The organism is Ruminococcus sp. AF37-20, assembly GCF_003460465.1.
In the GTDB taxonomy this organism is placed as follows: Bacteria; Bacillota; Clostridia; order Oscillospirales; family Ruminococcaceae; genus Hominimerdicola; species Hominimerdicola aceti.
In genome coordinates this window covers 179,607-192,916 of record NZ_QTVE01000002.1, presented here as the reverse complement: position 1 = coordinate 192,916, position 13,310 = coordinate 179,607, and the positions used below count along the sequence as shown (strand labels likewise).

The 13,310-nt window shown below is 44.2% G+C and carries 9 protein-coding genes and 1 tRNA gene; 8 read left to right on the top strand and 2 right to left on the bottom strand.

Annotation, left to right across the window (positions count from 1 at the left end; genetic code table 11):
* Positions 1-7: 7 nt before the first annotated feature.
* From DW015_RS02075 to DW015_RS02045, 7 genes are all read left to right on the top strand, one after another.
* Entirely contained in the window at positions 8-442 is a 435-nt protein-coding gene (locus DW015_RS02075; protein WP_022287478.1) for an ACT domain-containing protein, read from the top strand.
* A 155-nt stretch (positions 443-597) separates the two neighbouring features.
* The gene (locus DW015_RS02070) at positions 598-768 is read left to right on the top strand and encodes a 4Fe-4S binding protein (RefSeq protein ID WP_022287477.1); all 171 of its coding nucleotides are present in this window, start codon (positions 598-600) and stop codon (positions 766-768) included.
* A gap of 542 nt (positions 769-1,310) precedes the next feature.
* On the top strand, positions 1,311-2,507 hold the full coding sequence (locus DW015_RS02065; RefSeq protein WP_117903837.1) for a transglutaminase-like domain-containing protein: 1,197 nt from the start codon (positions 1,311-1,313) through the stop codon (positions 2,505-2,507).
* Positions 2,508-2,729: 222 nt separating this feature from the next.
* Positions 2,730-4,280 (top strand): L,D-transpeptidase family protein, encoded by a 1,551-nt coding sequence (locus DW015_RS02060; protein WP_117903835.1) that lies wholly within the window; start codon positions 2,730-2,732, stop codon positions 4,278-4,280.
* A gap of 52 nt (positions 4,281-4,332) precedes the next feature.
* Positions 4,333-4,971 (top strand): M15 family metallopeptidase, encoded by a 639-nt coding sequence (locus DW015_RS02055; RefSeq protein ID WP_117903833.1) that lies wholly within the window; start codon positions 4,333-4,335, stop codon positions 4,969-4,971.
* A 357-nt stretch (positions 4,972-5,328) separates the two neighbouring features.
* Positions 5,329-9,879, top strand: coding sequence for a glutamate synthase large subunit (gltB, locus tag DW015_RS02050; RefSeq protein ID WP_117903831.1), 4,551 nt, complete (start codon positions 5,329-5,331; stop codon positions 9,877-9,879).
* Positions 9,880-9,956: 77 nt separating this feature from the next.
* The gene (locus tag DW015_RS02045) at positions 9,957-11,441 is read left to right on the top strand and encodes a glutamate synthase subunit beta (protein ID WP_117903829.1); all 1,485 of its coding nucleotides are present in this window, start codon (positions 9,957-9,959) and stop codon (positions 11,439-11,441) included.
* A gap of 138 nt (positions 11,442-11,579) precedes the next feature.
* Here DW015_RS02045 and DW015_RS02040 read toward each other — a convergent pair.
* Positions 11,580-11,655, bottom strand: a tRNA-Thr gene (locus tag DW015_RS02040).
* Positions 11,656-11,721: 66 nt separating this feature from the next.
* On the bottom strand, positions 11,722-12,612 hold the full coding sequence (locus DW015_RS02035) for an ATP-binding protein (protein WP_117903827.1): 891 nt from the start codon (positions 12,610-12,612) through the stop codon (positions 11,722-11,724).
* A gap of 135 nt (positions 12,613-12,747) precedes the next feature.
* Here DW015_RS02035 and DW015_RS02030 point away from each other — a divergent pair, with 135 nt between their 5' ends.
* Positions 12,748-13,305 carry a CYTH domain-containing protein gene (locus DW015_RS02030; RefSeq protein WP_117903825.1) on the top strand — a complete coding sequence of 186 codons (558 nt, stop codon included), beginning with the start codon at positions 12,748-12,750 and terminating at the stop codon, positions 13,303-13,305.
* Positions 13,306-13,310: the final 5 nt, after the last annotated feature.

The following is a 13,310-nucleotide window of genomic DNA, read 5'->3' as shown; positions in this document are numbered from 1 at the left end:
TAATTTTATGACAGTAAAACAGCTTTCGGTTTTTATTGAAAACAGACCTGGCAGATTGTCTGCCGTTACAAAAATACTTGGGGATAATGATGTGAATATCCGTGCAATGTCCCTTGCTGACACAAAGGATTTCGGTATTCTCAGACTTATCGTTGACGATTTTGAAAAAGCAGTTTCAGCCTTGAAAACAGAGGGCTTTTCCGTTACCACCACTCAGGTGCTTGCAGTGGAGATAAATGACCGCCCGGGCGGACTTTCAGAAGCAATGAAAGCTCTCTACAATGACAACATCAGCGTTGAGTATATGTATTCTGCATTTATAAACACTAAGGAAAACACGGCTTATCTTATCCTTAGAGTGGAGAACGTTACAGCCGCTCTGGAAGCTTTGAGTGAAGCAGGATTCGCACTTATCTCACAGCAGGAATTGGCAAGCATCTAGCCGATTAGTAAATACTAACTGAAAAATCACTTAAAATCTATGTGAAATTTTTATGAAATGCCGAAAACCTCTTGATTTTTTCAGAAAATGTGTTATTATATAAGTATAGTATTTGATATGATACTTGTAGAATTTATGCAAGGAGGTCTGTGAAAATGGCTTATAAGATTAGTGATGAGTGCATCGGCTGCGGCGCTTGCATGGACGCCTGTCCAGTAGGAGCTATCTCCGAGGCTGACGGTAAGTGTGCTATTAACGCTGACGAGTGCATCGACTGCGGTTCTTGTGCAGGTACTTGCCCTGTAGGAGCACCTCAGGCTGAGTAATTTACTTAAACTAAGAGAAAACGTCTGTCATATGGCAGGCGTTTTTTTGCACTTATTTTTTGTGTATTAGTTTTCAGCACATTATCATAAAACTGTCACATTGGCGGAGTATGATGTAAATACAATAAGAGAAAGACAAAAAGATGAAATTTACACATATACTTTTTTCTCCATATATACTTCATATACTTCAAAAAGGGAACGTTGGCTTGTGTCAGCGTTCTTTTTTTGCGTGGGTGATTTTGTGGATAGATATGTAAAATATCGTGGAAAATATGGGCTTTTGTAACGCAGGTGTCCGTTTTTCGGTATTATTAATAAAAGTTTTGCGAAATTTGTTAAAAGTGATAAAAATAGAACCCTTATTGTCGTTCCTGGGATATAAAATGTACAATGGTTGTAACTCGACGTTCATATAAACTTCATAAACGAGCGAAAAAACGGCTTGAAAATTACAATTTGATTACAATGCCCCTTGACTTTTGTAACCTTATTCATTATAATATGGTGTAGTTTATCACATTTGAAAGGAGCGTTCTGAATTGGGTTATTTGAAGTCGGGGATATCCCGCTGTGTGGCTGTGCTTTCTGCCTGCGGAGTTGTGACAGTATCTGCTGTGACTTTTGCGACACTTGATAAAAACGTTATCCAGCCATGTGCAGTCATGCCACCTGAAAATGCAAAGGTCATTTCTGCTGTTTCTGACAAGGAAACATCTGAGCAGATCGGGAATATCACAACTGTTCTTACAACATCAGCCGTCAAGGAAACTGCGAAAAATTCTCAGACCGAGGCTGTAAAGGCTGTAAAAACTGCCAAAAGTGAAACAACTAAGTCAACTGGCAAAACAACTTTGATGTCAGACAGCGTTACAACTTCTATTACAGCACAGAAGCCGGCGTCAGTGACCGCAGTGCAGAGCGTGACTTCCGCTGACACAAAGCCTAGCATATCAGTAAGCCTTTTGACAAAGAAAACTCAGCAGGCTTCAAAGCCTGAAACAAAGGTTTCTGCTGTTACTTCCGCACCTGTCAGCACTACTGACAGCGATACTGTTGCCTCAAAGGCTACAAAAAAGACTACAACAGCGAAAACTACTACTGCAAAAACTACTACCACTGCAAAGACAACAACTGCCCCTGTTACGACCACAACGCCTGCGGTGACTACTACCAAGAAAAAGACTACCACCGCTAAGGTGACAACAACTAAAAAGCCTGTTACAACTACAACCACTGCGCCTGTTATCGACAACGGCAAGACACCTGCACAGCGACTTAATTCTGCAGTGCTTACCCCAAAGGCAACGCTCAGTGCAAAGGAAGAAAAGATACTTCTGAAATATCTCGATAAGATAATATCAGATGATATGACAAACTACGAAAAGGCTGTGGCTTGCTACGATTATATTATAAAGAACACGGTCTACGATTACGGCGGCTGGGCAAATCCTGTCAAGGCTGTTCTGGAGGACGGTTACGGCACTTGCACAGAATATTCTTACGTTTACGCCGCAATGCTTAACTACATAGGCTTTGACGCAAAGACCGTTGACGGCAAGACCGCTATGGCGGCAGGCGGTTACGGCTATCATATGTGGGTGGAGGTAACGATAAACGGTCAAGTATATGTTATGGATCCTCAGGTGGACGATAACATGAGCTGGGGAGCGTATATCTCCCATGACCGCTTCTGCAAGACCTACAGCGAGGTCAAGGACAAGTATATAAAAGACTGATATTGTATCGGGTGGAGTTATCTGCCCGATATTTTTTTTACTGTGTTTGCGTGTAGTTTGTTTGCAGTACGTTTATTTGTACATTAAATAAGAATATCCGGCACTCTTTTTGTGACAAATTTTTCAGTCTATCCTATAGACAAAAGGAAAAAAGCATGATATAATTATTCTTGATACATTGTCGGCAAATGCCGAACGTCATTTTGTACAGGAGGATAATTGATGACGGAAAATTCCACAAAAATAAAGAAAAAGACTGCGGCATCTGTGAAGAAAAACAGCTCTGCCAAAGGTTCGTCAAAGAACAAGAAAAGAAAGAAAAAACGCAACAATATCGGCATTATCTGCGGCACTGCGGCAGCGGCTATCGTGATAGTTGTGGGCGGAGGATATTTCATTGGAAGAGCTTACTATAGCAACAGATTTCTGAGCGGCACAACAGTGAATGGCGTTGACGTGGGCGGAAGGACATTTGAACAGGCTTGCGACCTGCTCGGGGTGAATGATATGCCTTATGAGCTTACGGTCAAAACTATCGACGGCACGCCTGTTGTTTTCAAGACGGCTGATTTTGATTACAGACTAAGCGGCAAGGACGAGCTTCAGAAGGTCTATGACAGCGTGAACAGAAAAACATGGTTCTCTGGATTTATACAGAACTCCACCTATAGCTTTAATGAGGACATCACATTTGATGTTGAGAAGCTACAAAAGCTTGTGGAGAAAGCAAACTGGGGCGATGTTGAAACTGCTGATGCAAAGCTTGGTCTTAACGAGGATAAGACGGCTTATGTTATCACCCCTGAGGTGCAGGGAAACAAGATAACCGATATGAAAAAGCTTGAAGCTTATGTTACGCAAAGCGTGGCGTCAGGTGAGCTTAGCGTTGAGCTTGACAAGGACACAGGTTGTTATTCCCTTCCAAAGGTGAAGAGCGCAGACCTTGAGGACGATTGCAAGAAACGAAATGATGTTTTCCAGCTTTCTGTCACATACGATTTTGACTACACCACAGAAACTCTCACGGGAGAGGAGCTTATGAAGATGATAAAGCTCAAAGATGACGGAAGCTACACTGTGGACAGAAAGAAAGCCATGGAGTATGTGGAAAAGCTCGCAAAGAAGTATGATACATATAATACTAAGAGAAAATTCCACGCCACTTTGCAGGGCGACATAATCGTGCCGACAAGCTCTGATGCTAAATACGGCTGGTGGATAGATCAGGAAAAGACTTGTGACGATCTTGTGGATATGCTTGAAAAGGGCGAGAGCGTTGACAAGGTAGACCCTATCTATTACAGTACCGGTTATTATGACTTTACAGGCGTTGAGTCTGCGAGAAGCAAAGACGATGATATAGGCGACACTTATATTGAGATAGACCTTACCGACCAGCACTTGTGGTATTATGAAAAGGGCAAGAAAAAGCTTGATACCTATATAGTTTCAGGTCAGACCACATCTAAGGCGAGAACAACTCTCCCCGGTGTTTATAAGCTTTGGTCAAAAGAGACCAACAAGCGTATGAAAGACACAAATGCCGACGGTGACGAGTGGGATACAAAGTGCAACTTCTGGAACAACGTTTCTCTCTGCGGAATAGGTCTTCACGATTCAACGTGGCGAGGCGGATATTTCGGCGGTGAGATATACAAATACAACGGCTCTCACGGCTGTATAAATATGAGCTATGACGACGCCAAATATGTTTATGACAACGTGCCTTACGGTACGCCTGTTGTTATGTACTACAAGTCTGCGGATAAATAATAAGGACGGTCAAGGTATCATGCCTTGACCGCTTTTTGTAAGGAGTGTTTTTATGGAAAAGATATTATACAGAGAGGGCTTTACGGCTGAGGAGCTTCCAAACGAGGTGATAGAGCGTATCAAAGGCGTTTCCTATAAGGAAAATCCCTATGTGAAGCCGGGCGACCTTGCCTATCTGCGTGTGAGGTATTATGACTTTGAGCATAAGGTGCAGTCGGGGGAGCTTATCGTGGCGAGGAAGCTTGCGCTGGAGGTTCTTGATATTTTCTATGAGCTTTTCGAGGGCGGTTATGAGATAGAAAAAATCAGGCTCGTGGACGAGTATGACGCTGATGATGAAAGGTCAATGGCGGATAACAACTCCTCTGCCTTCAACTATAGGGTGGTGGCTGATACCAACACTATTTCGGCTCACAGCTACGGCAGGGCGATAGACATAAACCCTCTTATAAATCCTTATATAGTGGGGGATAAGGTCATGCCTGCCAATGCTGCAGAGTATGCAGACCGTGACAAGGCTTTTGATCACAAGATTGACAGAACAGACCTTTGCTATTGCATTTTTAAGCGTCACGGCTGGAAATGGGGCGGCAACTGGAACAATTCTAAGGATTATCAGCATTTTTACAAAGAGTATGATTCACCGCTGAAAATGGCTATAAAGAAGCTGAAAAGAGCGTTGTTACGTTAGTTTGCGAGGTTTACCTAGGAAAGCAATATGAAATCATAAGTTATATATATATACCGATTAACTAAAAATTAATAATGATTTTATGCAAGTTTTATCATTCGCTCTTGCATTTTGCTGTAATGTGTGTTATAATGATTAAGCTGTCAAAAAAGACGGCAAAAGGCTATTTTCTTGCATTTGTGCGAAAAACCACGCTTTGAGTTTGTTTGCACTTATGCAGGATTGCAGGATTTTAATTTCTTCCTGCAAATTTTTTGTTAAAAACAGCTAAAAATCGGCTATGAGCCGTGAAATAACATACGTTGCTGAACGATAAGCTATAATTTTTTTACAGTTTGGCAGGAAAGGGTGATAAAAATGGAACGCATGGAGGATATGACTAATGTAAAAAGCCTGTATTCACCGAAATTCGAGCATGATAACTGCGGAATAGGTGCTGTTGTGAACATTAAGGGCAAAAAGACCCACGATACTGTTGCAAATGCACTGACTATCGTTGAAACGCTTGAGCATCGTGCAGGTAAGGACGCAGAGGGCAAAACAGGTGACGGAGTAGGTATCCTGCTTCAGATCTCACATAAATTCTTCAAGAAGATCGCTGCCGCTGAGCTTGGCATCACGCTTGGCGAGGAGAGAGATTATGCTGTTGGTATGTTCTTCTTCCCACAGAACGAGCTTGCGAGAAATCAGGCAAAGAAGATGTTTGAGATAATCGCCGAAAAAGAGGGTCTGGAGATCCTTGGCTGGAGAGTCGTTCCTGCAAAGCCTGAGGTGCTTGGCAAGAGAGCTGTAGAGTGTATGCCTGCCATAATGCAGTGCTTCATCAAGCGTCCAAAGGGCGTTAAAAAGGGCCTTGACTTTGACCGTAAGCTGTATGTTGCAAGACGTGTGTTCGAGCAGTCGAATGAGGACACCTACGTTGTATCACTTTCAAGCAGAACTATAGTATATAAAGGAATGTTCCTTGTGCAGGATCTCAGAAAGTTCTTCCCTGACCTTCAGGATAAGGACTACGAGTCTGCTATCGCTATGGTACATTCAAGATTTTCTACCAACACAAATCCAAGCTGGCAGAGGGCGCATCCTAACAGAATGATCGTTCACAACGGTGAGATAAACACTATCAGAGGCAATGCTGATAAAATGCTCGCTCGTGAGGAAACGATGAAGTCCGAGCATTTAAAGGGCGACCTTGATAAGGTCACACCTGTTGTAAACACAGAAGGCTCTGACTCTGCAATGCTCGACAATACACTTGAATTTTTGGTCATGAGTGGAATGGATCTGCCACTGGCTGTCATGATAACGATCCCTGAGCCATGGGATAACAACGGCACGATGAGTCAGGCTAAGAAAGACTTCTATCAGTATTACGCAACTATGATGGAGCCATGGGACGGACCTGCTTCTATCCTTTTCTCTGACGGAGATATCATGGGTGCAGTGCTTGACAGAAACGGTCTGCGTCCGTCAAGATATTATATCACAAAGGACGGCAATCTTATCCTTTCATCTGAGGTTGGAGCACTCCCTATCCCGTCAGACAATATCGTTGAAAAGGAAAGACTTCGCCCAGGCAAAATGCTTCTTGTTGATACTGTTCAGGGCAGAGTTATCGACGATGACGAGCTTAAGGAATACTATGCTTCAAAGCAGCCTTACGGCGAGTGGCTTGACAGCAACCTTGTCAGACTTAAAGACCTTAAGATACCAAACATCAAGGTAGAGGAACACGGCTACGAGGAAAGACAAAGACTTCAGAAAGCTTTTGGCTATACCTATGAGGACGTTATGACCTCTATCCTGCCAATGGCAAAGAACGGCTCTGAGTCTATTGCCGCTATGGGTACAGACAGCCCACTTGCAGTGCTTTCAAAAGAGCCTCAGCCGCTGTTCAATTACTTCAAACAGCTCTTTGCACAGGTAACAAATCCGCCTATAGACGCTATCAGAGAGGAAATAGTTACTTCCACAACTGTCTATATCGGCGAGGACGGTAACATTCTTGAAGAAAAGCCTGAAAATTGCAAGGTAATGAAGATACACGACCCTATCCTTACCTCAACAGATATCCTTAAAATAAAGAATATGCACATTCCCGGCTTTAAGGTAGCTGTTATCCCTATACTTTATTATAAGAACACAAGACTTGAAAAGGCTATAAACAGACTTTATATAGAAGCAGACAAGGCGTTCAGCGAGGGCGCAAATATCCTTATCCTTTCAGACAGGGGAGTTGACGAGAACCACCTTGCTATCCCGTCACTGCTTGCAGTATCAGCGCTTCATCAGCACCTTGTTGTTACAAAGAAGAGAACATCTCTTGCTATTATCCTCGAAAGCGGCGAGCCTAGAGAGGTTCATCACTTTGCAACACTGCTTGGCTACGGTGCTTCCGCTATCAACCCTTATCTTGCTCAGGAAACTATCCACGAGCTTATTGCTGACGACCTTCTCGATAAGGATTACTATGCCGCTGTTGACGATTATAATGCGGCTGTTCTCCATGGTATCGTAAAAATAGCTTCAAAAATGGGTATCTCTACTATACAGTCATATCAAGGCTCACAGATATTCGAGGCTATCGGTATCGGTCAGGACGTTATAAACAAGTATTTCACAGGTACTGTCAGCAGGATAGGCGGTATCACAATATCTGACATCGAGAAAAACGTTGACAGACTTCATACATCAGCCTTTGACCCTCTTGGACTTGGCACAGACACAGAGCTTGAATCAAGAGGAAGCCACAAGTTCAGAAGCGGCAAGGAGGAGCATCTCTACAATCCTCAGTCTATCTATCTGCTCCAGCAGGCTGCAAGGACCGGCGACTATGAAACATACAAGAAGTATTCAAAGCTTATCTCTGAGGAAATGGACCCTGTGAACATCAGAGGTCTTATGGATTTCAACTTTGCTGAAAATCCTGTTCCGCTGGAGGAAGTTGAGAGCGTTGACTCTATTGTAAGAAGATTTAAGACGGGCGCTATGTCCTACGGCTCTATCTCGCAGGAAGCTCATGAAGCACTTGCTGTCGCAATGAACAGACTTCACGGCAAGTCAAACTCAGGCGAGGGCGGTGAGAGCCTTGACAGACTGCTCACAAAGGGTACTTCTGAGGACAGATGTTCAGCTATCAAGCAGGTGGCTTCGGGACGTTTCGGTGTAACTTCAAGATACCTCACATCTGCTGATGAGATACAGATAAAAATGGCACAGGGAGCAAAGCCTGGCGAGGGCGGTCATCTCCCCGGCAAAAAGGTTTATCCATGGATAGCTAAAACAAGACACTCCACACCTGGCGTGTCGCTTATCTCACCTCCGCCACACCACGATATCTACTCTATCGAGGACTTGGCTCAGCTTATCTATGACCTGAAAAACGCAAACAAGAACGCAAGAATTTCTGTAAAGCTCGTTTCTGAGTGCGGTGTTGGTACAGTTGCGGCAGGCGTTGCAAAGGCAGGCGCAGGTGTTATCCTTATCTCAGGCTATGACGGCGGTACAGGTGCGGCTCCGAGAAACTCTATCTACAATGCAGGACTTCCATGGGAGCTTGGACTTGCAGAAGCACATCAGACCCTTATCAAGAACGGTCTTAGAAACAAGGTCGTTATCGAAACAGACGGAAAGCTCATGACAGGCCGTGACGTTGTTGTCGCAGCGATCCTTGGCGCAGAGGAGTTCGGCTTTGCAACAGCTCCGCTGATAACGCTTGGCTGTGCAATGATGAGAGTATGTAATCTTGATACTTGCCCATTTGGTGTTGCAACACAGAACCCAGAGCTTAGAAAGAAGTTCCCCGGCAAGCCTGAATATGTAATGAACTTTATGATATTCGTGGCTTCTGAGCTTAGAGAATATATGTCAAAGCTTGGCGTAAGAACAGTTGACGAGCTTGTGGGAAGAATTGACCTTATCAAGCCAAAGGCTGGTATCACTGGCACTGCGGCACAAGTTGACCTTTCTAATATCATCAACTCTGATTACGTTTCAGAAAAGGTAGAATACAACAAGAAATCCAAGTATGACTTCAAGCTTGAAAACACTCTTGATGAAAAGGTACTCATGAAGGAGTTTGAGAAAAATCTTAAGAGTGGTGAGAAGAAGTCTATCACAGTAAATGTCAAGAACACAGACCGTTCATTCGGTACTATCTTCGGCTCAGAGATAACAAGAAAGTATTATAACACACTTGCTGACGATACATACAAGATAGTCTGCAACGGCTCAGGCGGACAGAGCTTCGGCGCATTTATCCCGAACGGCTTGACCCTCGAGCTTGTGGGCGACTCTAACGATTATTTCGGCAAGGGACTTTCAGGCGGTAAGCTCGTTGTTTATCCTCCGAAGGATTCCACTTTCAAAGCCGAGGACAATATCATTATCGGTAATGTTGCACTTTACGGCGCAACAAGCGGTAAGGCATTCATCGACGGTGTTGCAGGCGAGCGTTTCTGCGTAAGAAACTCAGGCGCAGTGGCAGTTGTCGAGGGCGTTGGCGACCACGGCTGTGAGTATATGACAGGCGGCTGTGTGGTAGTTATCGGCAAGACGGGCAAAAACTTTGCGGCAGGTATGTCGGGCGGTGTAGCTTACGTTCTTGACGAGGACAGACACCTTTACACAAGACTCAACAAGGAAATGGTACTTTTCTCTGAGGTCAAGGAGAAGTACGATATAATTCAGCTCAAAGACCTTATCCAGCAGCACGTTGACGCAACAGGCTCTGAAAAGGGCAAGCGTATTCTTGATAACTTTGAGGAATATCTGCCTAAGTTCAAGAAGATAATCCCTCACGATTACAAGAAGATGATGTCTGCTATAGCTTCAATGGAAGAAAAGGGTATGAGCAGCGATCAGGCGCAGATAGAAGCATTCTATCAGATCATCAACGGCAAGCAGTAAGCCTGCGCACATGAGATATTGTACTTTTAAAATCGAAAGGAGGATATACTTGCCGTGAAAGCAAGTATAGTTGAGATATGGGAAAGCCAACTGGTTTTATGGACTATAAGCGTGAGGACGCAGCAGCGTTCTCCGTTGAGGAACGTATAAAGAATTTTAATGAATTTCACACTCCTCTTTCAAAGGAGGAGCAGCAGAAGCAGGGTGCAAGATGTATGGACTGCGGTGTGCCGTTCTGTCAGGCAGGAATGAAGATAGGCAACGCATTTTCAGGCTGTCCGCTTAACAATCTTATCCCTGAATGGAACGACCTTATATACAAGGGCAACTGGGAGCAGGCATATTACAGACTTCATATGACGAACAATTTTCCTGAGTTCACATCAAGAGTTTGTCCTGCACTTTGCGAAAAAGCCTGCACCTGCGGAGCTAATGGCGACGCTGTTACCACAAAGGCTAACGAATACGGCATTATCGAAAATGCTTATGCCTGCGGATATGCTTCAGCAAGAGTGCCAAAGGTAAGAACAGGAAAGACTATCGCTGTTATAGGCTCAGGCCCGTCAGGTCTTGCTGCCGCTGACCAGCTCAATCAGAGAGGTCACAGTGTAACAGTTTTCGAGCGTGAGGACAGAGTGGGCGGTCTGCTTATGTACGGCATACCGAACATGAAGCTTGAAAAGCAGATAATCGAGCGCAAGATAAACATAATGAAAGAAGAGGGCATCGAGTTCCGCACAGGCGTTAATGTGGGCAAGGATATCACAGCGGCTGAGCTTCTCAAGGACTTCGACAGAGTAATACTTTGTTGTGGTGCTTCAAACCCTAGAGATATAAAAGCCGAGGGCAGAGATGCAAAGGGTATCTATTTTGCAGTGGATTTTCTGAAATCCACAACTAAGGCGCTGCTGAACGGCGGTCTGACGGATAAAAACCACATTTCCGCAAAGGGCAAGAACGTCATGGTAATAGGTGGCGGAGATACGGGAAATGACTGCGTTGGTACAAGCGTAAGACATGGCGCAAAGAGCGTTTTGCAGCTTGAAATGATGCCAAAGCTTCCTGACACGAGAGCCGAGAACAACCCATGGCCGCAGTGGCCAATGGTCTGCAAGACAGATTACGGTCAGGAGGAAGCTATCGGTGTGTTCGGTCATGACCCGAGAGTTTATCAGACAACTGTCAAGGAGTTTCTCAAAGACAAAAAGGGCAATCTTAAGGGCGCAGTGCTTGTAAAGCTCTCCCCGGAGAAAGACCCTAAGTCAGGCAGAACGATAATGAAGCCTGTTGAGGGCAGCGAATACAAGGTAGAAACCGAGCTTGTTCTTATTGCGGCAGGCTTTCTGGGATCTGAAAGCTATCTCACAAAGGCTTTTGGCGTTGAGGTAGACGGCAGAACGAATATCGCAACAGCCGACGGCACACATCAGACGAACGTGAAGAACGTCTTTGCGGCAGGTGACGTGCGCAGAGGACAGTCACTTGTAGTATGGGCTATCAGAGAGGGCAGAGATGTTGCCCGTGAGGTGGATAAGAGCCTTATGGAGTATACAAATCTGTAATACGAGATAAAAATATAACACCGTCCGAGGAGTTCGGGCGGTGTTTTTTTGTGTGTAGGGTATCGTACCCATGGGCGGCGACAAAAAAATCCGCTACCATAAATGATAGCGGATCTGGGTGCAGGTGCAAGCACCTGCTGGAGCTGCTAACCGGGCTTGAACCGGTGACCTCGTCCTTACCAAGGACGTGCTCTACCTACTGAGCCATAGCAGCAAACCAATTACAGTAATATATTATACACTATCTCTGCCGCTTTGTCAAGCCCTTTTCACAACTTTTTTACTCTATTCCCTCATCATCATCGTCATCTGCCTGAACGCTTGGGTTGTAATCATCATATGTGTCCATAAAATTGTACTTCTTGCCCTTGTATTCGTATTGTATCACAGTGCGCAGATTGACGTTATAAACGCTCTTGAAAATATTGTTTTCGATGTTGGGATTGGTGGCACGAAACTTTGCTATAAGCTCCTTCATTTCTTGCCGCTTTGATACCTCACCCTTTTTCTTTAACCCCTCGTAGCTCTCAGTGAAACGGCAGGCACATCGGATAAAATGCAGATCGTTCTGCTCCACCCAGCGGATAATGTCCGCCTCTTTCACCATGTACAGGGGTCTGATAAGCTCCATGCCTGCGTAGTTCCTCGAGTGTAGCTTCGGCATCATAGTCTGAATCTGTCCTCCGTATACCATGCTCATGAGTATGGTTTCTATAACATCATCAAAATGATGTCCCAAAGCTATCTTGTTGCACCCAAGATCCTGCGCAAATTTGTAAAGCCAGCCACGCCTCATTCTTGCACAAAGATAGCATGGGTTGCGTTTTGTGTTGTATGCAATGTCAAAGACCTTTGTTTCAAACATCTTTATGGGTATGCCCATAAGCTTTGCATTGTCGATTATCCTCTGCCTGTTTGCGTCGCTGTAGCCTGGGTTCATTACAATAAATTCTAGCCCTATGTCCATGCCCTGATATTTCTGCAAATGCTGCATACACTTAGCAAGAAGCATTGAGTCCTTGCCGCCTGATATGCACACCGCTATTTTGTCCCCCGACTTTATCATATCGTAACGCTCATATCCCATAACGAATTTGTTCCATATATCTCTGCGAAAATCAGTAACGATGCTCCGCTCTATCTTCTGCTGTGGCGTCAATATTCTTGACATCTCAAACTCTCCTTAAAATAATCAAATTACTAATTAAATTCTACTATTTTTATGGGATTTTGTCAACCATATTCATGTTGACATTGTATTGTGATATTGTTATAATAAAATAAAGTATTAAAGCAGGAGGATATCATGAGCGAAAATATAGAGCGTGAGATAAAAATTTCTCTCACAAAAGAACAATATAACACCGCCGAAAAGCTTTTTCAGTGGGGCAAAATAATAGAGCAGACCAATTTTTATTATATCCCGCAAAGAGATTCAGGCATGACAAGTATACGTGTCAGGCAGATAGGCGAAAAATATTTTTTGCAGCTTAAAGCACCTATCTCCGAAAACGGTGCACTTCATGTGAAAAAAGAGTATGAACAACAGCTTGACAGCCTGCCAGAAAAGCTCACCGCACAGGAGCTTTCACAGCTTGTGGGGAGAGATTTCCCTGCCGCTGACCTTGCAGGTTCTTTGTATACTCAGCGCAAGCTCTGCACCGATTTCGACCATGTTGAGATATGCCTTGACAAAAGCGAATATCTCGGCTTGACAGACTATGAGTTGGAGCTTGAATACACAGCTGACTATCCCGAAAAGCCTTTGGAGATACTGAAAAATGCAGGTATCACACAGGGAGAAGCGGTAATAGGCAAGTATGCAAGATTTATGGAAAGAGCGAAAAAGCTTGGTAAGTGCTGATTTTT

Excerpts from the sequence above, each read along its gene's own strand:
- DW015_RS02075 (WP_022287478.1), top strand. The coding sequence starts at position 8 with ATGACAGTAAAACAGCTTTCGGTTTTTATTGAAAACAGACCTGGCAGA.
- DW015_RS02070 (WP_022287477.1), top strand. The coding sequence starts at position 598 with ATGGCTTATAAGATTAGTGATGAGTGCATCGGCTGCGGCGCTTGCATG.
- DW015_RS02060 (WP_117903835.1), top strand. The coding sequence starts at position 2,730 with ATGACGGAAAATTCCACAAAAATAAAGAAAAAGACTGCGGCATCTGTG.
- DW015_RS02055 (WP_117903833.1), top strand. The coding sequence starts at position 4,333 with ATGGAAAAGATATTATACAGAGAGGGCTTTACGGCTGAGGAGCTTCCA.
- gltB (WP_117903831.1), top strand. The coding sequence starts at position 5,329 with ATGGAACGCATGGAGGATATGACTAATGTAAAAAGCCTGTATTCACCG.
- DW015_RS02045 (WP_117903829.1), top strand. The coding sequence starts at position 9,957 with ATGGGAAAGCCAACTGGTTTTATGGACTATAAGCGTGAGGACGCAGCA.
- DW015_RS02035 (WP_117903827.1), bottom strand. The coding sequence starts at position 12,612 with ATGTCAAGAATATTGACGCCACAGCAGAAGATAGAGCGGAGCATCGTT.
- DW015_RS02030 (WP_117903825.1), top strand. The coding sequence starts at position 12,748 with ATGAGCGAAAATATAGAGCGTGAGATAAAAATTTCTCTCACAAAAGAA.